Here is a 19,297-nt window from a genome sequence, read left to right on the forward strand (position 1 = left end):
TCACTCAGTTATGTCGCAGCAGCCGGTGCACAGCGTTTCGCGCAAGCTGATTCTGCTGATCAAGAGCGGCTACTGGCTGGCCTTGCTGATCATCGCCGCCATGGTGATGGCTTCCTTCATCCTGCTGCAGCAGTTGATGGCGCAGCAGCAGCACAATGACGCACTGCTCAACATCGTCTCCACGCAGAAAGCGCTGTCGCAGCGCATCGTTTTCCTGGCCAGCGCGACCGGTGCCGCCCCGCGCGACAAGCAGCCGGCGCTGGTCACAGCGCTCAAGCAGGCAACGGGCGAGTTCGAGACCAATTACGACCGGCTGCTCAAGGAGACCGGCGCCGATCCGCTATCGCCGTCGCGCAACGATCCGCAATCGATCGAATATGTGCTGTTTAGCAAGCCGTTCCATCTCGACTATTTCTCGGTCGGCCTTATCGCCAACGGCGATCGACTGGTTTCATCATTTGCATCCCAGCTTGGCATGCAAAGCGACGGCTATAAGGGCGGCGGCGAGCGCGTCGGCCTCGACGCCTCCGTCGCCAATGCGACTTTGTCCGGCTATGCCGCGCTCGGCCAGCGCATCAGCGCCTTCGCCACCGAGCGGTCGGATGAGATGCTCAGCCTGCACCGCACGCTGTTCTTTGCCACCATCGGCGTCATCGTGCTGGTCGCGCTATTCATCTTCCGGCCGATGTCCAAGGCCATCCTGCGCAAGACGCATGAACTGGTCGACGCCCGCAATTCGATGGCCTTCATTGCCGTGCATGACGGCCTGACCGGCTTGCACAACCGCACCTTCCTCACCGATCATTTCGACACGCTGATCAAGGGCGCGCATCGTCGCCGCGAGCGGCTGGCGGTGATCCAACTCGACCTCGACCGCTTCAAGCAGATCAACGACACGCTGGGGCACGCGGCGGGCGACTATGTGCTTGTCGTCACCGCGCAACGCATGCGCGATTCCTGCCGCGCATCGGATCTTTGCGCCCGTCTGGGCGGCGACGAGTTCGTGATGATCCTCAACGGCGCCGGCAGCACCGAGGACATCCATGCACTGGCCAAGCGCATCATCGCCAACATCAACGAGCCGATCACCTTCCAGGGCACGACCATAATGCCTGGCGCCAGCGCCGGCATCGCCGTCTATCCAGTCGACGCCGACAACGCACAGGACCTGCTCGTCCATGCCGATCTCGCCCTCTATTCGGCCAAGAAGCTCGGCGGCGGCAGCTTCTCCTTCTTCTCCGAAGAGCTGCGGCGCGAGCTCGACTACCGCAAGCAGCTCGAGCAGGACATCCGCACGGCGATCGCGGAAAAGACCTTCGAGGTCTATTTCCAGCCTCAAGTGTCGCTCACCAGCGGCAAGATCAGCGGTATCGAAGCACTGGTGCGCTGGAAGCACGCCACGCGCGGCATGATCTCGCCCGGCGAATTCATCCCGGTGGCGGAGAAGTGCGGCTTCATGCCGGATATCGGCCGCATCGTCATCAGCAAGGCGATCAACGAAGCCGCCGAATGGGATCGCGCCGGCATCGATTTCGGACGCATCGCCGTCAATGTCTCGGGCACCGAGCTGCGCGAGCCGGATTTCGACAATTTCCTGTTCGGAACGCTGGAACGAGCCGGGCTTGCGCCGCAGAAGCTGTCCCTGGAAATCGTTGAATCGGTCATCCTCGACGACGAGAAGACCGGCATCGCCGCCAAGCTCAGGCATATCCGCGCGGCGGGCGTCCATCTCGAGCTCGACGATTTCGGCACGGGCTATGCTTCACTCAGCCATGTCAACCCGAACGAGATCGATCGGCTGAAGATCGACCGCCGCTTCGTCCAGAACATCAACGAGAACGGCGACAACACTAAGATCGTGCGCGCCATCACCGAGCTTGCCCGCGGCCTCGGCATCTCGATCGTCGCCGAGGGCGCGGAAACCGAGGCCGAGCTCGACTCGCTGATGGCGATCGGCTGCGACCAGGTGCAGGGCTATTCGATCGCCTTCCCGATGCCTCAGGACAAGGCGCGCGAATGGCTTACCGCGCGCAGCCCGAAGAAGGCGAAGCTCAAGGTGCTGCAGGGCAGCCGGGCTTAACCTCCCACATTCGCCCGAAGCGCCGCCAGCACCTCGGCGAATTCCGCAAGCCGGTCGTCCGGCAGCCCAGCTCTCAGCCTTTTGTCGAAGGCGACGGCCGCGAGGCGCATCTTCTCGAACAGCGCTTCACCGGTTTCGGTCAGCGCCACCTGATGCACCCTGCGGTTCTGCGGATCGCGGCGGCGCGTCAGCAGCCCTTGCGCCTCCATGGCGTTGAGGTGATGCGTCAGCGTCGCGCCCTGGATGCCGATCATGCCGGCAAGCTCGCGCTGGTTGGCCAGTTCCTTCGACTTGACCGAGAGCAAGGTCACCCAGACCGGCAGCGTTCCGCCGACTTCCACCAAGGCAGCGTCAAAGGCCTGCGCCACCAGTTTGGCGGTGCGAGCGAGATTCATGCCGATGGGCGGGCGATCAAATGGCGTCATGGCTGGACACTAGAACAAGCAATGGATTGGCGGAACTCCGCATGAAGCATTGACATCTAACTATTAGATATCTAACTTTGCCTTATTAACGTTGTCGGACCCAGCCGACAGACAAAAACCGACAGGCAAAGCGTCACACCGGTGGCGGGGCGAACGAGAGGAATGCGGTCATGCAATATGTCTACATCATCGTCATCGGCCTGCATGTTATGGCCGGCGTCTTCTGGGCCGGCACGACCATTGCGGTTGCCCGTGATCCGGAGATCAAGGCGGAGCGCTTTATCCGGCCGCAACTCGGCGCCTCCGGCATGGTCTTTTTGACCGGTCTGCTGCTTTGGTATTTCTTCCACGAAGGCGCTTTCGGCCCGATGGAAATGGTGCTGGCGCTGGGCATTGCGACGGCGCTGATCACCGCCGGCGTGCAGAGCGCCCTTGTAGCCTCTTCCAGCAGGCGATTGGCCGGTGCCGATGCGGCGACGCAAACGCAGTTGCGCGCGAAAATGACCAAAGGCGAACGCCTCGCCGGCGGGCTGCTGGTCATCACCGTATTGTGCATGGCCACGGCCAGGATGTTCTGACCCCTCAACAGCTCGCGCGGTACCGGTGCAGGCCGGCGGCCGCGCGCGGCGCACCGGACCAACGCGGCAGGTGGCTCTCCTTGAAGGTCCGGTGCGTTTCCGTGGTGCGGCCGTCACCGGTGCATCAGATCACCTCAATGGAACCGCCGCGTAGTTTTTCCCGTCGCAGCTTTATATAGGTCCGCATATTCGGCGCGATGCGAAAACCTTCCAGTCTGACGTCCTTAAGCGCTGCCGCCCAGCCAAGCGCTTCATAACGGCCGCCATATGGGTCGATCGTCGCGGCGAGATCCTCGCGGCCCAGTTGCCTGGCCAAGATGGCGCAGGCCGCGACCCGCGTTTCGATCGAGCGGCCATATTTGGGTGCGAATGCCAAGCCGCCGTCGGCGAGGTCGTCGACCTCGTGCGCAAGCTGCAGGAACAGGATGTCCTCATCGCCGGCCGGCACGCCCTCCTGCAGAAGGCGCTCGGGGTCGCCGGTGTCGAATTTCATGGCCGCGACGCGGGCGACGAGGCCTTCAGCCCTCGGCCCGATCCGCGCCTCCAGCCATTTCCGGTGCGCCTCGCTGCGCCTGCTGGACCTGCCGTCCGGATACTGGCCGCTATCATAGGCAGCATGGAACATCGCCGCGAGGACGAAATCGAGATCCCTTTCGAAATGCGCCACAGACGAGGCGGCGCCTACCGCATGGCAGATAAAGGGCCGTCCCGACTTTCGATAGCGGCCGTTGAACATCGCGCATGCCACGCGATAGGCCTTCTGCACGCGTAGAAGATCGCCCAACGAGTGCCCGGACTCGTGCAATTGGATATAGAGCGCCGTATTGGTCTGGCGCGGAACGAACAGATCTTTTCCGGTCAAGCAAGCCCCCCGACTATGCGACCCCGGTTGCAGCCCTCCGAATCCGCGCCCGAAAATTGCAAATAAGATCTGTCAGGTCTAGCCTGGCCATTGGAGGACCGAGGTTCAGATCCGGATGCCGAACCTGATGCCGTCATAGATAGCGGCGTGGATGTTGCGCGAGGCGACTGCGTCGCCGATGCGGAACAGAACAAAGCCGCCTTCCGGATTGCGCGGCGGAAAAATGTCGCCGCCGCTTACCAGCCGCTCGTAGTCGACCGCGCCGCCATTCTTCGACAGCGGCTTCAGCGCGAGGTAGAGATCGTCGAGCGGCGCGGTGCCATGCTCGACCACCACCTGGTCGACGCGCCGCTCGCCGCGCCAGCCATCGGCGAAGTCCGACGCCAGCTCGGCGATGAGCTGGTTACCCTCGCGTCGCACGGAGCGCAGACGAGTGTTGATGGTGACGGTGACGCCTTTCTCGTGGAAAGCCCGCATATAGGGCACGTGGTTCAGGCCGCCCATTTCCGGCGCGAAGAAGCGTTCGGGCGAGACCAGCTCCAGCTTCGAGCCGCTGTTGGCAATCAATTCCGCCGCGCCCATGCCCTGATGGCCGCCATTGTCGTCATAGAGCAGCACGTTCTCGGCCGGTTTGACGCTGCCGGCCATAATGTCCCAGCTCGAGGTGACGAGATTGTCGCCCGCTGCCAGCGGCGGGTTCTGCGGCAGGCCGCCGGTGGCGACAATCACCACATCCGGCGAAAGTGCGAGGACATCGTCCTTTTCGGCCCATGTGTCGTAGCGGATCTCGACGCCGAGGCGATCGAGCTCGGCAAGCCGCCAGTCGATGATACCGATCAGTTCCTTGCGGCGGGGATTTTGCGTCGCGAGCCGCACCTGGCCGCCGGCCTGGCTGGACGCTTCGAGGACCATCACCTGATGGCCGCGTTCGGCGGCGACGCGCGCCGCTTCCAGACCACCCGCCCCGGCTCCGACGACCACCACCCGCCTCTTCGGCCCTTCGCTTTTCGCGATGACATGCGGGATCGTCGCTTCGCGGCCGGTGGCGGCGTTGTGGACGCAGAGCGCCTCACCGCCTTCATAGATGCGATCGAGGCAGTAGGTGGCGCCGACGCAAGGCCGGATCTCGTGCTCGCGCCCTTCCATCACTTTCCTGATGATATGCGGATCGGCGATGTGGGCGCGCGTCATGCCGACCATGTCGAGCTTGCCGGAGGCGATCGCATGACGCGCGGTGGCGACATCGGAGATCCGCGCCGCGTGGAAAGTCGGGAATTTCGTCGCCGCCCTCACCTCGCCGGCGAAATCGAGATGCGGCGACGAGCGCATGCCGGTCACCGGGATGACCTTGGTCAGCGCCGCGTCGGTCTCGATCGAGCCGCGGATGATGTTGAGGAAATCGACCTTGCCGGAGCGAGCCAGACGTTTCGCGATCTCGACGCCCTCCTCCTTCGACAGGCCTTTTTCGAAATCCTCGTCGGCGACCATGCGGATGCCGACGACGAATTTCTCGCCGACCGCGGCGCGAACCGCATCCAGCACCATGTTGGTGAAGCGCAGCCGGTTGTCGAGCGAGCCGCCGAAATCATCGTCGCGATGGTTGGTGGCGGGCGACCAGAAGCCGTCCATCAGATGGCCGTAGGATTCGAATTCGATGCCGTCGAGGCCGGCCGCCTGGCAGCGCTGGGCGGCGGAAGCATAATCGGCAACGATGCGCTCGATGTCCCAGTCCTCGATGGTCTTGGGAAAGGCGCGATGCGCCGGCTCGCGCACCGGCGAGGCGGACAGCACCGGCAGCCAGTCGGCCTTGTTCCAGCCGGTGCGGCGACCGAGATGGGTGATCTGGATCATGACCTTGCAGTCATGCTCATGACAGGCATCCGCAAGTTCGGCGAGCCACGGCACGATGGCGTCGTCATAGACATGCAGGTTGCCGAAGGCGGCCGGGCTGTCGCGTGACACGATGGCAGAGCCCGCTGTCATCGTCAGCGCCATGCCGCCCTTGGCCTTCTCGGCGTGGTAGAGCCGGTAGCGCTCCTTCGGCATGCCGTCCTCGGAATAAGCCGGCTCATGGCTGGTCGACATCACCCGGTTCTTCAGCGTCAGGTGCTTGAGCTGATAAGGTTGGAGAAGCGGGTCGTTGCTGGTCATCGTCTTCCTGCCGTATCAAAATTGCGCGGGAGCTGCTCCCGCTTCCATTTCACGCATCGGATTCATCCGAAAACCGCTGCGCGGCTTTCGCTCCAATGCTAATGAGCCGCCAAACACGCCGGGTCCGTTCGATCGCGGCGCACTTTCAACTGATTGCACCTGCCGCCCTTGCAATCATCGGCGGCAGCGAGGAGCCATCGATGACCGACGCCAAAAACCTGACCCAGCTCGGCAAACACGTCGAGACGCCGCAGAGTCCCGAACAGGCAGTCCTGGAAACCGTGCCGTTCGAGCGAGGCGACGGCCCGCCCGCGATCGTGCGCTTCACCTGCCCGGAATTCACCTCGCTCTGCCCGGTCACCGGCCAGCCCGACTTCGCCCACATCGTCATCGACTACGCGCCCGACAAGACGCTGGTGGAATCGAAGTCGCTGAAGCTGTTCATGACCTCGTTCCGCAACCATGGCGCCTTTCACGAGGAATGCACCGTCATGATCGGCCGCCGCATCGTCGAAGCGACCAAGCCGCTCTGGCTGCGCGTCGGCGGCTACTGGTTCCCGCGGGGCGGCATCCCCATCGACGTCTTCTGGCAGACCGGCGCGCCGCCCGAAGGCGCCTGGCTGCCCGACACCGGGGTCGCGCCATATCGCGGGCGCGGGTGAGTTTATCGAGCGGCCATCAGACATGGCCGGCCGCATTGGTTCGGCACAGGTTGGTCGCAAGAAACGGAACGACCGAAATGCGATAGCGTTGCTGGTCGTGGCGCAACAGATCGACATGACCGGCGCCGTTGAACCAGACCAATTGCGAGGCAGCGGCTTTTTTCAGCGCCATTACCTGCCCGTGGTCTATAAAGGGATCCTCGCCGCCGGCGAGCAAGAGTAACGGCTTGCCGATTTCGCCGAGGCGGTCGACCGGCCTGACATCGTCGGCGCTTATTCCGAGCCGAAGCGGCATCTGCGCCAGAAGGACATCCGCTTGGAGGCTACGCAGCATGCTGAACGGCATTCGACGAGCCGTCGTCTCGCGCAATGTCGCGTAGAGCTGTTCCAGCACGTAGGCATCGGCGATCGCCTTCGGTGCAGCAAAGACAAAGGCTGCCGCTCCCAGCGAGGATCCCACGGCGCCGATCTTTTGCCCGGGGAAGCGCTGTCGGGCATATGTCAGGATGCGGACAGCGTCCTGCCCTTCAATGTAGCCGAAGCCTTGTACGGTTCCGCCGCTCTCGCCGTGCCCCGACAGATCGAACAGGGCAACCGAATAGCCGTTATCGGATAGCAGTTTTGCGCGTTGCAGCATCGCTAGCCTGTTGGCGCCGCGCCCGTGCAACAGGACGATCGCACCGCAACTGTCTTTTCGACCAATCACCCAACCGACAAGTTCGGGCGCACCAGCCTGGTTGAGCACGACGCGCTCGACGGGCACCTCGCTCGGCGCCGTCAAGTTCTGACGGAGCCCGCGGGCGATCAGCGTTGTTCCAGCCGCCCAGTCGGCCGCGCAAAGTCCGATAATCGCCGCCGCTAGGATAGCACGGAGTTTCATCTGTGATGCCCTGACCGCGACTTCATCATTCGCACTGGTACTGGCTGAGCGCCCATTCGCCGGTGACCGACAGGAGGTCGGAGATCTTCCAGTCGCCGCCGACCTTCTTCAGCTTCCATTCGAGACGGTGCTGGTGGCCTTCGACGACGAAGACGACCACCACCTTGGCCTCGTCACCATTGATCGCTTCGATGGTGCGCAGGCTCTTGTCGATGGCGAGCTTGTCGTAATCGGCATTGTCGAGCGCCATGTTGGGATCGAGGCACTCGCCCTGACCCGAGGCGCGCAGCGCGTCGGCTTTGTCGAGTACACTCTTCGCCGGATCGCTGAAGTTCTTGCGCTGGCTGGGGTCCAATTCCAGCCCGAGATGCTCGTAGAAGGGCTTCACCACCGCCGTCGGCGATCCGGGCAGGACGGGCGCAGCTGGCGCCGGTTCGGCCAGCTTGCTTTCAGGCGTTGTGGCCGGCGCCGACTTCTCGATCGCCGGCGCATTGTCGCCAGAGGACGCGTTCGGCGGCGGCGAGCCGAACAGTCCTTGCCCGTAGGCGCCGCCGTTCAGCCCCGCGGTCAGCATCGACAAGCTCGACAGCGCGAGGACCAGACGCCGAAGCACGGCGTCACTCCGTCGAGGAGCCGCATTCCAGCGCGCTGAGCGTCCAGTCGCTGGTTTTGGAGGTGATGTCGGCGATCTTCCACTTGCCGTCCACTTTCTTCAGCGACCACACCATTTCGCGTTTGGAGTCATCGCCTTCCGGGAAAAGATTGAAGCTTGCCGTCACCTCAGCGGTGTCGCCATTGACGGCCTCGGCAAGCTTCAGCGTCTTCGACACGGTCTTCTGGTCGAAATCCTGGGCGTCGAGGCCTGGGTCGAAGTCGATGCAGGATACCTCGTCGGGCTTCTCCTTGCGGGCCTTGTCGTTGGCTTCGAAGAGCTTGGTGACCGGCTCGGTGAAGCGGTCGCGGTATTTCGCGTCCGCCTCGAACTTCACTTCAGGCACATAGAAGAACTTCACGGCGTTGGAAGCCGGCCCGGCGAGTGCCGCGGCAGGCAAGGCGATCGAGATGGCAACTGCCAGCATCATCGGTCTCATGCAGGATCTCCGGATGGTCGGCGGCGTGGTGGCACGATCACCACCACGCATCCTGCATATCGGCTTTTTCACGGCGCATGAAGTCCTTGCGCTGCGCGCCTTAAGCTTCCAGCCAGACGTTCTGGAAGTCCATTTGATAGGTCTGGTGCATGGCGTAGTTCTTCACCTTCTTGTTCATGTGGCAGTAGAGCTTCTGCCAGAACGGCTGGATGATGACGCCGGAGTCCTGCAGGATCTGCTCGACGTCCTTCATCACCTCCTTGCGCTTGGCGACGTCGATCTGCGACAGCGCCTCCTTGAGCTTGGCGTCGAAATCCGGGTTCGAGAACGCGGTCTCGTTCCAGGCCTCGCCGGTACGGTAGCCCAGCGCCAGCACCTGCACGCCGAGCGGGCGCATGTACCAGATGGTCATGGAATAAGGATATTTCGTCCAGTCGTTCCAGAAGGTCGAACCGGGCAGCACCGTGCGCTTCACCTTGATGCCGGCATCGCGCAACTGGCCGGCGATCGCGTCGCCGGTGTTCTTCTGCCATTCGTCCTCGACCGTGATCAGCTCGTGCTCGAAGTCGGCCTGCCCGGCGTCGGCCATCAGTTTCTTGGCGCCCGCCGCGTCCCGTTCCTTCTTCGGCAGCGGGTAATATTCCGGATGGATCGGGCTGACATGGTGGTTCTCGCCGACCGTGCCGCGGCCGGCGTAGCCGAGCTGCATGACCTGGTTGTTGTCGACCGCCATCTGCAGCGCATTGCGCACCCGTTTGTCATCGTAAGGCTTGTGGGTGATATTGGTGCGCGCAACGAGCGTGGTCGCCGTCGCGACTTCCGATTTCACCAGCTCCATCTTGTCTAGGGGGTCGATGAAGTCGGCCGGCGTCTCGAAATCGAGATCGATCTCGCCGGAATCGAAGGCATTCAGCGTGGCGTTGAAGTCGGTGCCGTAGTCGATGAACTCGACCCCGTCGAGCGGCGCTTCGCCGCCCCACCACTTGCCGTTCTCGCGGCGCTTGACCACGGCTTTCTGGCCCACATCGTAAGACACCAGCTCGAAAGCCCCGGTGCCGATCGGCTTCTTGATCGGATCGGCGCCATCCTTGTCGAAGTTGCGATGCACGACCAGCGCCGGATAGTCGGTGAAGCCCGGGATGATCGCGATATCGGCTTCGGACAGCTTCAGCTTGACCGTATGGTCATCGACCTTGGTGATCGCGCCATCCCTTGCCTTGCCGGTCTTGGCGTCGACCAGCGCGCCGACGCGGGCGGCCATGGAATTGCCGGAAGCCCCCTTCTCGCACCAGCGATTGAGGTTGAAGACGACGTCATCGGCGTTGAAGGCATCGCCGTTGTTCCAGGTGACGCCTTTGCGCAGATGCAGCGTGTATTCGGTGGCGTCGTCGTTGACGTCCCAGCTTTCGAGCAGCACCGGCTCGAAGGTGAACTGGTGCGTGTAGCGCACGAGCGGCTCCAGCCAGGTGCGGGTGACGTTCGCCATCTCCGTCCAGTCATAGGTGCGCGGGTCCTTCTGCGCCTTGACCGACATCGCGACATGCAGCGTTCCGCCTTTCTTCGGCTCTTGCGCCAGGGCTTTTGTCGGCGCGGCAAGGCCAATCATGCCATAGGCGAACGCCGTCGACGCGCCGAAGGCGCTTGCCAGCGCCAGGAATTCGCGCCGGTCCACGCGGCCCGCGCGCGCTTCTTTAGCCATCGCCTCGATGGCGGCAGGAACGCGATCACCGTTGCTTTTGAAGATTGTCATTTTTTCCTCCCATGTTGCGAAACATTGGCCATCCTGGTGCACTTTTTTTCAGCTGTAGATGGCGCCTGCAGCGTGAGCGTGCGTCCAGACGCTGCCTTGCCTGAGATAGTGAGAACTCGCTCCATCCTGCGGCATTTCGAATATCGTATACGAGCCTTGTTGAGCGTCAAGCTTCTTGGGGCATGAGCTGGAGAAAGATGCCGGGCGAAGAACCACCTTCACACCTTCGCACGCTTCATCGGCCAGGTGTCCGCCACGCGATAGCCCGCCGGCCAAGGATCTTCAGGATCCAGCATGTGCTGATGGATGCCGGTGATCCAACCGCGACCGCTGATCTGGGGGCGTATTGCGGGCATACCGCCAACCTGCGTGGTGCCGAGAATCTTTCCGTGAAATTCTGACCCGATGATGGACACACCGGTGAACCAATCCTCGGCTGTCATTTGACCCTTCGCGTGCAAGAGCGCCATGCGGGCCGACACCGCCGTTCCGGTCGGCGATCGGTCGAGCTTGCCAGGTTTTATCGAAACGACCGATTTTGCGCGGAGGCGGTTGCCATCCTGGGTGATGGCGCCGGCAAAAAGACAGAACGAATGGTGGCGCCAATCGGGACGCTCAGGGTGGAAGAACGCCATTTGTCGATTGGCCGCATCGGTGATGCGCACCCCAAGTTCGGCGAGATCACGAGCCTCGTCGGTTTCAAGCGCTAACCCTAGGGCAGGTGCGTCCACGACGACGAAACTGTCGCCTCCATAGGCCGTGTCGACCGTGATGGTACCGAGGCCATCGACCTCAAGCGGCACACCGACCCTGTTGGCGAATGATGGTACGTTTTCGACCGTGATGCGCTGGGCTTTTCCTCCGGCACACTCGGCCCGCACGCGTACCAGACCGCCCGGCGCCTCGAGCACCATTTCGGTTACTGGCTCCTGCATGGGGATGATCCCGGTGTCCAGAATTACCGTCGACACGCAGATCGAATTGGAACCGGACATCGGGGGCGTATCCTCCGGTTCCATTATGATCCAAGCCATCTGCGCATCGGGATGCTTCGGAGGGACCAGAAGGTTGACGTGCCGGAAGACGCCGCCGCGCGGTTCGTTGAGAACGAAGTTACGAAGTCCGTTGTCTTCTGCGATCCATTTGCGCTGGTCCCAGACGGTGTCTCCCGGCGGAGGAGAAACTCCGCCAACGATGACATCCCCGACTTCGCCCTCCGCGTGGCAGGAAACAACATGGATGACTTTCGTGCTTCGCATTCGGGAGTCCCCAGAGCCGCGGCTTCCGATTGGATATCGTATACGATCTTCGGCTCTCGTCAAGGCTCGATTGAAGGGAAATGCGCCAGTTGCTGCTGATCGGCCGGGCTCAAAAGAGCCCACGCCGGACGGCATCTCAGGCCATACAGACACTCGGGTTGAGCAGAATCGCGAGCGTATTTGATCGCGAACATCGTCTACGATATCTATGTTTGCAGATCTGACGCTCCGTGCGGAGACTCTACACGTGCCATTTGCATTTGCCGACATTCCCGATCTGGGTGCCGCCCCCACCGCTTCCGACGTGGTTTTGAAGTTCATCCGCGGAGCAATCATATCCGGGTCGCTTGATGAGGGCGAACCGATCAGGCAAGACGACGTCGCCCGCATGTTCAACATCAGCAAGATTCCGGTGCGCGAAGCTTTGAAGCGGCTCGAGGCAGAGGGATTCGTGGCATTTCAGCGAAACAAGGGCGCAATTGTCGCCAGCATGTCGGAACCGGAGATCGTGCAGATTTTCGAGGTCCGAGCCATGCTGGAATCGAACGCAATTCGGCTTTCCCTTCCTCACATGAACGAGAAGACCTTCGATAAGGCGCAAGCAAGTTGCGACTCCTTCGCGAAGGAAACCGACGTCGGCCGCTGGGCGGAACTAAATTGGGAGTTCCATTCCAGTCTTTATCTAGACGCCGGGCGACCATATCTGCTCCGCATGATCCGGTCGGTTAACGATCGCATCGAACGCTATCTGCGAGTTCAGCTGACGATTTCCGGCGGTCATGAGCTTGCGGATCGAGAACATCGCGAAATCCTGGCCGCCTGCCGCGCTGGCGAGACCGAACAGGCCGCAAAGTTGGTCTACGATCATATTATGAACGCCTGTCAATCGCTTCAGAAACACCTTGCGAACGGCAAGGTGCGCGCTGGCTGAGCCACTGGCTTGCTGTCAGTCACGATTGCCGACGGCCTTTGCCCATATTTTGTCAACTAACGGTATCAGGCAGCTTTTCCTCGCGCTGCGCGATCAAATCCTTGAGACCTTCGGCGATGCCGTCGTCGAGCTTCGGCTCCTGGTAGTCGGCGAGCATGTTGCGCGCCCTTTCGCGGCCGCGCGTGTCGTGATCCTTCGCGCCCTCGGCTGTCCATTGTTCGAAGGAATTGAAGTCCATGATGCTCGGCATGAAGAAGGCGCGCTCGAAATGCTCGAGCGTGTGCTGCGTGCCGAGAAAATGCCCTTGCGGACCGACCTCGCGGATCGCCGCCATGGCCTCCTTGAAATCGTCGAAGGGAACGCCGCCGGCATATTTGTACCAACCGACGAGCTGTTCGCAGTCGGTGGCGAATTTCGAATAGCCGCAGGTAAGGCCGGCTTCAAGCCAGCCGGCGGAGTGCCAGATGTAATTGGCGCCGGCGAGGATCGCGGCATGCATAAGCATGTTCGCCTCGTAGCCGGCCTGGGCGTCGTTGAGCTTGGAGCCGACGTGGAAGCCCGAGGTGCGCCACGGCAGTTTGTATTTCCGCGCCAGCGCACCCATCAGATACATCATCTGCGCGGCCTCCGGCGTGCCCCCCATCGGGGCGCCGGTCTTCATGTCGACGGTCACCATGAACTGGCCATAGATCTGCGGCGAGCCGGGGCGGATCAGTTGGGTGAATGCGACGCCTGCCAGCGCCTCGGCATTGACCTGCGCGACCGCGCCGACGGCGGAGGCCGAGGTCGAGGCGCCGCAGAGCGCGAAGGGTGCCAGGATCAGCGGCTGGTTGTGGCGGGCATAGACCCGCATCGCGTCAAGCATGGTGGCGTCCCACACCAGCGGCGAATTGCAATTGGTGATCGCCACCAGCACCGGATTGTCGCGCACGAACTCCTCGCCGAACACGATCGCAGCCATCGCCATCGTGTCTTCGGCCCGCTCCTTCGACGTCACGATGCCCATGAACGGCTTGTCGGAGTGCTTGAGCGCCGAATGAATGATGTGGAGGTGCCGCTTCGGCACCGGGATCTCCATCGGCTCGCAGATGATCGAGCTCGACGAATGCAGCGCCGGCGCCATGTAGGCGAGCTTGTGGAAATTGTTGAGGTCGTTCAGCGTGCCGTAGCGCCGCTTGTTGTCGAGGTCGCGCACATAGGGCGCGCCATACATCGGCACGAAGATCGAGTTCTTGCCGCCGACGCGAACCGTACGCTCGGGGTTGCGCGCATTGAGCGTGAATTCCGGCGGGACCTTCGAGACAAGCTCCATCAGCAGCGCGCGATCGATGCGGACGCGTGTGTCCTTGACGTCGGCGCCCGCCGCCTTCCAGAGCGCGATCGCTTCGTCGTCGCGGAACTCGCAGCCAACCTCCTCGAGGATTTTGAGCGACTCCTCGTGGATCAGCTCCACCGCCTCGTCGGGCACGATCTCATAGGCCGGAATCTGGCGAACGAGCGTCGGGAAAGACGCGACCGGCGCGCTTCTCAGCGCCTTGCGCCCAAGGCGGCCGCCGCCGCGACGGTGGGTCGGCTCAGTCAATTCAGCGGCCGGTGCGTTCATGTTGTCTCCTTCATCCCGCCCGACCAAGTTAGCGACACGAAATATGGATGTGACGCTGGAAAATCCTGATCTCTTGTATAAGCTGCGCTTATGCGAAGCCTACGCCACCTCCTGCCCTCGGCCGGCAGCCTCGTCGTCTTCGAGGCGGCAGGCCGGCTGTCGAGCTTCACCGCCGCCGGGCGCGAGCTCGGCATGACCCAGGCGGCCGTATCCTATGCGGTGCGCGGACTGGAGGAACAGCTCGGCGCCAAGCTGTTTCAGCGCCGCCACCGCCAGGTGCTCCTGACCGAGGCCGGCGAGCGCTTCCACGCGGACGTCTCGCTGGGGCTGTCGCATATCCGCAAATCTGCCGAGGACCTTCGCCTGCAGGCGACCGGCGGCCATGTCACCCTTGCGGCCTCGACCGCCTTCGGCTCGTTCTGGATGATGCCGCGCCTGCAGCAGTTCCGCGACCAACTGCCGGGCATCGACCTGCGCATCCAGACCGCCGACCGCGACCTCGACATCATTGCCGAGGGTATTCCGCTCGGCGTGCGCGGCGGTGTGCCGCGCGACTGGCCGGACTATCACTCGCTGTCGCTGTCCGACGAAGAGATCTTCCCCGTCGCGGGACCGAGCTATCTCGCCAAATTCGGCATGCCGAAGACGGTCGAGGAACTGGCCACGCACCGGCTGATCCATCTCGAGGAGCCCTATCGCGAGGCGCCGAACTGGGACGAATGGTTCGCGTCGGCCGGAACCAGCCTGCGCAATGCCGAGCGCGGCCTGCGCATCAACGACTATGCCCTGGTGATCCAGGCGGTGATGGAAGGGCAAGGCATCTCGCTTGGCTGGCGGCATCTGGTCGAGCGGCTGGTGGCATCAGGGCTGCTGGTGCCCGTGACCGACCATGTGATGAGGACCGGCATCGGCTTCCACGTCATCTGGCCGAAGAACCGCGAGCTCAGCGACAACGCGCGCAAGGTCAGGGACTGGCTGGTGGCGCAGGCATGAAGTAGCCCCTCCCCCACACCGTTCGAATCCGCCTATAATCCTCGGATGCCCATTCGCCAGCTTTCCGAAACGATGATCAACCAGATCGCCGCCGGCGAGGTCATCGAGCGTCCCGCAAGCGTGGTGAAGGAGTTGGTCGAGAATGCGCTCGACGCCGGCGCGTCGCGCGTCGAGATCGTCACCGCCGGCGGCGGGCTCTCGCTCATCCGCGTCACCGATGACGGCTCGGGCATTCCCGAGCGCGAACTGGCGCTGGCAGTTGCCCGACACTGCACATCGAAGCTGTCGGACGATATCCACGACATCCGCTCGCTGGGATTCCGCGGCGAGGCGTTGCCGTCGATCGGCTCGGTGGCCAGGCTTTCGATCCGCTCGCGCACGGCCGCCGGCGACAGCGCGGCCGAGATCAGCATCGAGGGCGGCCGGGTGTCGGCCGTCAAGCCGGCGGCGGCCAACCGCGGCACCACCGTGGAAGTGCGCGACCTGTTCTTCGCCACGCCGGCACGGCTCAAATTCATGAAAGGCGAGCGCGCCGAAAGCTCGGCCACCGGCGACGTGGTGAAGCGCATCGCCATTGCCTTCCCCGCCGTGCGCTTCACGCTTGCCGGATCCGACCGCTCGACGCTGGAGCTGCCGGCGACCGGCGACACGCCAGAGGGCCGGCTCGCCCGCGTCGCGCAAGTGATGGGCGCCGACTTTCCCGACAATGCCATTGCCATCCATGCAATGCGCGACGGCGTGCATCTTGCCGGCCACGTCTCGATCCCTTCCTACACCCGCGCCAACGCGCTGCAGCAATATGCCTATGTCAACGGCCGGCCGGTGCGCGACAAGCTGATCGCCGGCGCGATCCGCGGCGCCTTCGCCGACGTGCTGCCGCGCGACCGGCATGCGGTGACCGTGCTGTTCCTTTCGCTCGATCCGGCAACCGTCGACGTCAATGTCCACCCGGCCAAGGCCGATGTGCGCTTCCGCGATCCGGGCCTGGTGCGCGGGTTGATTGTCGGCGCCATCCGCGAGGCGATGGCCGGCGCCGGCATCCGGGCCGCGACCACCGGCGCGGCCGGCATGATGGCGGCTTTCCGGCCCGGCGCGGCGTCCTATTCGCATCCCGGACCGGCCAATGGCCACCGCAGCTATGAGGCCGCTTTTCGCGCCTCCGGCTCCAGCTTCGACCACGGTTCGAATTTGGCGCGCTCGCCGCAGCGGCCGCTCGACATGGGCGAAGCGCGGCCGGCGCGAGGCGGCTTCGCCGAGAACGATCAGGCTGCCTTCGACACCAGGCCGCTGGCAAGCGCCGACGCGCGGGCGGGCATCGCCGAGCCGGCCGAGGCGCTGCTCGGCACGGTGCTGGGCGCGGCGCGCGCTCAGGTGCATGAGAACTATATCGTCGCCCAGACCCGGGATTCGCTCATCATCGTCGACCAGCATGCCGCACATGAGCGCCTGGTCTACGAGGCCTTGAAGAACGCGCTGCACTCGCGCGCCGTGCCTTCGCAGATGCTGCTTTTGCCCGAGATCGTCGACCTTGCGGAAGAGGATGCCGAGCGGCTGGCGATGCATTCCGAGACGCTGGCCAAATTCGGCCTCGGCCTGGAGCGCTTCGGCCCGGGCGCGGTGGCGGTGCGCGAGACGCCGTCGATGCTCGGCGAAACCAATGTGCAGCAACTGGTGCGTGACCTCGCCGACGAGATCGCCGACACCGACACGGTCGAGACGCTGAAGGAACGGCTGGACAGAATAGCCGCGACCATGGCTTGTCACGGCTCGGTGCGCTCGGGCCGCCTGCTCAAGGCCGAGGAGATGAACGCGCTGCTGCGCCAAATGGAGGCGACGCCCGGCTCCGGCACCTGCAACCATGGCAGGCCGACCTATATCGAGCTGAAACTCGCCGACATTGAAAGATTGTTCGGGCGAAGGTGAGCGCGCCAATTCCCCTCACCCAGCCTCCGCTTCACTCCGCTGACTTCTCCCTATGGGGAGAGGAGACCTTCAGCGCCGGCGCCAACCCGTTCTCGTGGCCGCGTAGCGGCCGGATGAGGGGCAAGAAAAGGGCCGCTCGAGGCGGCTCTTTCCTTCAGTCAAGGCACCGGCCTCAACCCTTTGACTTACCGCTTCAAATTCACCACGATCACACCGCCGAGCGCCAGCGCGCCGCCGAGCATGCCGAGGAGAGTCGGTACTTCGCCGAGCCAGAAGAATCCAATCAGAGCGGAGGTCGGCGAGACCAGATAGAGGAAGTTCGAGGCGCGCGCGGCCGGCAGGCGCGACAGCGCGGTGGCCCAGGCGGCGTAGGCGATCAGGCTGGGCACAATGCCTAGATAGATGACGGCGCCGAGGCCGGCCATGTCGGCGACCGCGGCCTGCGAAAACGCTTCCGCCAGGAAGGGCGACAGGCAGAGCGCGCCGAGCACCATGTTGGAAGCGGCGATCGTCAGCGGATGGTGGCGGGCAAAGAGCGGCTTCTGGACGATGGTGTTGACGGCCGAGCAAAGGGCGGAGCCCAGCACCAGCAGCGCTCCGGTGTTGAAATGCAGGCCATGGCCGTCCGCCACCGCGATGATGCCGATGCCGGCAAACGAGATCACCGTGCCAAGCCAGGCCATGCCGGAAAAGCGCTCGCCGAGCAGCGCCATGGCCATGATGGCCGTGAAGATCGGGCTGACATTGATGATGAAGCCGGCGGCGCCCGCCGAGACGGTGAGCTCGCCGAAATTGAGCATGGCGGTGTAGAGCGCGACGAAGATGGCACCGCCGAAGCCGAAACGCCACAGCTCATCGATCCTCGGCAGCGCCGGACGCTTGACCGCAAGGAAGATCGCTGCCGGCACGGCCGCGATGGCGAAGCGCAGCGCCCCGAGCTCCAGCGGCTGGAAGGCGGCAAGGCCAGCGCGGATCGCCGGGAAGGCAGACGCCCAGCCGACCACCGTCAGTGCCACCGCGATCGCGGCCGTGGTGTCCATGCGCTGTGTCTCATTCAACGTGGCGGTGTAAGCGCTCATTGCCGAATCCTCGTCTCTCAGTGCCATAGAGAGAGAAAACGTCATTGCCCGCCGATTGACAAACGAGCAATTCGGGGGTCAGCTGTGAGCATGCTTCACAGCTCTGACCAGCTATTGCCGCTCGAGACTTTGCGCGCCTTCGACGCGGCGGCGCGGACAGGAAGCTTTTCCGCGGCGGCCGAAAGGCTCAACCTCACCCATGGCGCGATCAGCCGTCAGATCGCCAAGCTGGAGGACTGGCTCGGGCTCAAGGTGTTCGAGCGCAACGCGCGCGGCGTCACGCTGACCAATGAGGGCAACCGGCTGCACCTGCGCACCACCGAGGCCTTCGCGCTGATCTCGGTCAATTCCGATCGCTGGGTCGAGCCGCGCGGCACCGCGGTGGTGCGGCTGGCTTCGATCCCTTCGGTCAGCGGCCTTTGGCTGATGCCGCGCATGGCGGCGCTCGAAAACAACCCGACCCGGCTGCGCATCGTGCTCGACGTCGACAACCGCCAGGCGGACCTTGCCGACGAAGGCATCGACCTTTCGGTGCGCTGCGGGCGCGGCCGCATCCCGGGCCGCGTCTCGGTGCAGCTTTTCGAGGAGCACATTTTCCCGATCGCCTCGCCGGAGCTGGCGAAGGAGATCGGGCAAGGCGACCCGGCTCGGCTGCTCAAATTCCCGCTGATCAACGATTCCGACGCATCCGCCTGGCGCGCCTGGTTCGCGGCACAGGAGGTCGATTATCGCCCGCGCCCGCAGGACCGGCGTTTCGAGGACTACAATCTGGTGCTCGACGCGGCGGCGCATGGGCTCGGCATCGCGCTGGCGCGGCCGCCGCTGACGGCAGACCAGTTGAAGTCGGGCCGGATTGTTCCCGTTGACGAGCGGGTCGCGCTCAATCCGGTGTCCTACTGGCTCGACCGTCCGGTCGGACGGCCGCGCGCGGCCGCCGCCGATCTCGCCCGACGCATCGCCGAACAGGCGGGGCTGGCGCCGGAGAAGCTCGAAGCCTTCCTGCAGGACGAGGACTAGATCGCTCGGATCA

General features: G+C 63.7%; 17 protein-coding genes. 7 read left to right on the forward strand and 10 right to left on the reverse strand.

All coding sequences use genetic code 11. The features are described from left to right. Positions 1-10 precede the first annotated feature (10 nt). The gene (locus P9217_RS24400; RefSeq protein ID WP_095801219.1) at positions 11-2,080 is read left to right on the forward strand and encodes an EAL domain-containing protein; all 2,070 of its coding nucleotides are present in this window, start codon (positions 11-13) and stop codon (positions 2,078-2,080) included. Here the strand turns inward: P9217_RS24400 and P9217_RS24405 are convergent. Further along, positions 2,077-2,505 (reverse strand): MarR family winged helix-turn-helix transcriptional regulator, encoded by a 429-nt coding sequence (locus tag P9217_RS24405; RefSeq protein WP_278088104.1) that lies wholly within the window; start codon positions 2,503-2,505, stop codon positions 2,077-2,079. The genes P9217_RS24400 and P9217_RS24405 overlap by 4 nt on opposite strands. Before the next feature lie 170 nt (positions 2,506-2,675). On the opposite strand from P9217_RS24405, the gene P9217_RS24410 reads away from it, so the two are divergent. Continuing rightward, positions 2,676-3,083: a hypothetical protein gene (locus tag P9217_RS24410; RefSeq protein ID WP_278088105.1), complete on the forward strand. Its 408-nt coding sequence runs from the start codon at positions 2,676-2,678 to the stop codon at positions 3,081-3,083. A gap of 124 nt (positions 3,084-3,207) precedes the next feature. On the opposite strand, the gene P9217_RS24415 is transcribed toward P9217_RS24410, so the two are convergent. Together P9217_RS24415 and P9217_RS24420 are read right to left on the reverse strand one after the other, a co-directional pair. Then, complete coding sequence (locus tag P9217_RS24415) at positions 3,208-3,945, reverse strand: hypothetical protein (RefSeq protein WP_278088106.1); 738 nt, start codon at positions 3,943-3,945, stop codon at positions 3,208-3,210. Between the two features lie 105 nt (positions 3,946-4,050). After that, the gene (locus P9217_RS24420; protein WP_278088107.1) at positions 4,051-6,096 is read right to left on the reverse strand and encodes an NADH:flavin oxidoreductase; all 2,046 of its coding nucleotides are present in this window, start codon (positions 6,094-6,096) and stop codon (positions 4,051-4,053) included. 200 nt (positions 6,097-6,296) lie between these two features. Here P9217_RS24420 and queF point away from each other — a divergent pair, with 200 nt between their 5' ends. Beyond that, positions 6,297-6,758 carry a preQ(1) synthase gene (gene queF, locus P9217_RS24425; RefSeq protein WP_067330169.1) on the forward strand — a complete coding sequence of 154 codons (462 nt, stop codon included), beginning with the start codon at positions 6,297-6,299 and terminating at the stop codon, positions 6,756-6,758. Between the two features lie 16 nt (positions 6,759-6,774). On the opposite strand, the gene P9217_RS24430 is transcribed toward queF, so the two are convergent. The 5 genes from P9217_RS24430 to P9217_RS24450 form a co-directional block, all read right to left on the reverse strand. After that, positions 6,775-7,539: an alpha/beta fold hydrolase gene (locus P9217_RS24430; protein WP_278088315.1), complete on the reverse strand. Its 765-nt coding sequence runs from the start codon at positions 7,537-7,539 to the stop codon at positions 6,775-6,777. Positions 7,540-7,663: 124 nt separating this feature from the next. Then, positions 7,664-8,251, reverse strand: coding sequence for a hypothetical protein (locus P9217_RS24435; RefSeq protein WP_127241729.1), 588 nt, complete (start codon positions 8,249-8,251; stop codon positions 7,664-7,666). A gap of 4 nt (positions 8,252-8,255) precedes the next feature. Next, positions 8,256-8,729 carry a DUF3828 domain-containing protein gene (locus P9217_RS24440; RefSeq protein ID WP_067000473.1) on the reverse strand — a complete coding sequence of 158 codons (474 nt, stop codon included), beginning with the start codon at positions 8,727-8,729 and terminating at the stop codon, positions 8,256-8,258. A gap of 100 nt (positions 8,730-8,829) precedes the next feature. Continuing rightward, positions 8,830-10,479 carry an ABC transporter substrate-binding protein gene (locus P9217_RS24445; RefSeq protein ID WP_067329806.1) on the reverse strand — a complete coding sequence of 550 codons (1,650 nt, stop codon included), beginning with the start codon at positions 10,477-10,479 and terminating at the stop codon, positions 8,830-8,832. Positions 10,480-10,697: 218 nt separating this feature from the next. Next, positions 10,698-11,738, reverse strand: coding sequence for a proline racemase family protein (locus P9217_RS24450; RefSeq protein WP_278088109.1), 1,041 nt, complete (start codon positions 11,736-11,738; stop codon positions 10,698-10,700). A gap of 247 nt (positions 11,739-11,985) precedes the next feature. Between P9217_RS24450 and P9217_RS24455 the strand changes: the two genes are divergently transcribed. Then, entirely contained in the window at positions 11,986-12,669 is a 684-nt protein-coding gene (locus tag P9217_RS24455) for a GntR family transcriptional regulator (RefSeq protein ID WP_067000956.1), read from the forward strand. Positions 12,670-12,721: 52 nt separating this feature from the next. On the opposite strand, the gene P9217_RS24460 is transcribed toward P9217_RS24455, so the two are convergent. Beyond that, positions 12,722-14,272 (reverse strand): trimethylamine methyltransferase family protein, encoded by a 1,551-nt coding sequence (locus tag P9217_RS24460; protein ID WP_278088110.1) that lies wholly within the window; start codon positions 14,270-14,272, stop codon positions 12,722-12,724. A 90-nt stretch (positions 14,273-14,362) separates the two neighbouring features. On the opposite strand from P9217_RS24460, the gene P9217_RS24465 reads away from it, so the two are divergent. Together P9217_RS24465 and mutL are read left to right on the forward strand one after the other, a co-directional pair. After that, positions 14,363-15,265, forward strand: coding sequence for a LysR substrate-binding domain-containing protein (locus P9217_RS24465; RefSeq protein WP_067000463.1), 903 nt, complete (start codon positions 14,363-14,365; stop codon positions 15,263-15,265). A 45-nt stretch (positions 15,266-15,310) separates the two neighbouring features. Next, on the forward strand, positions 15,311-17,188 hold the full coding sequence (mutL, locus tag P9217_RS24470) for a DNA mismatch repair endonuclease MutL (RefSeq protein ID WP_067329800.1): 1,878 nt from the start codon (positions 15,311-15,313) through the stop codon (positions 17,186-17,188). Positions 17,189-17,373: 185 nt separating this feature from the next. Here mutL and P9217_RS24475 read toward each other — a convergent pair whose 3' ends face one another. Beyond that, positions 17,374-18,267 carry a DMT family transporter gene (locus P9217_RS24475; protein WP_278088111.1) on the reverse strand — a complete coding sequence of 298 codons (894 nt, stop codon included), beginning with the start codon at positions 18,265-18,267 and terminating at the stop codon, positions 17,374-17,376. Between the two features lie 90 nt (positions 18,268-18,357). On the opposite strand from P9217_RS24475, the gene P9217_RS24480 reads away from it, so the two are divergent. Next, the gene (locus P9217_RS24480; RefSeq protein ID WP_278088143.1) at positions 18,358-19,284 is read left to right on the forward strand and encodes a LysR substrate-binding domain-containing protein; all 927 of its coding nucleotides are present in this window, start codon (positions 18,358-18,360) and stop codon (positions 19,282-19,284) included. Positions 19,285-19,297 lie beyond the last annotated feature (13 nt).

It is taken from the genome of Mesorhizobium sp. WSM4989, assembly GCF_029625795.1.
Taxonomy (GTDB): domain Bacteria; phylum Pseudomonadota; class Alphaproteobacteria; order Rhizobiales; family Rhizobiaceae; genus Mesorhizobium.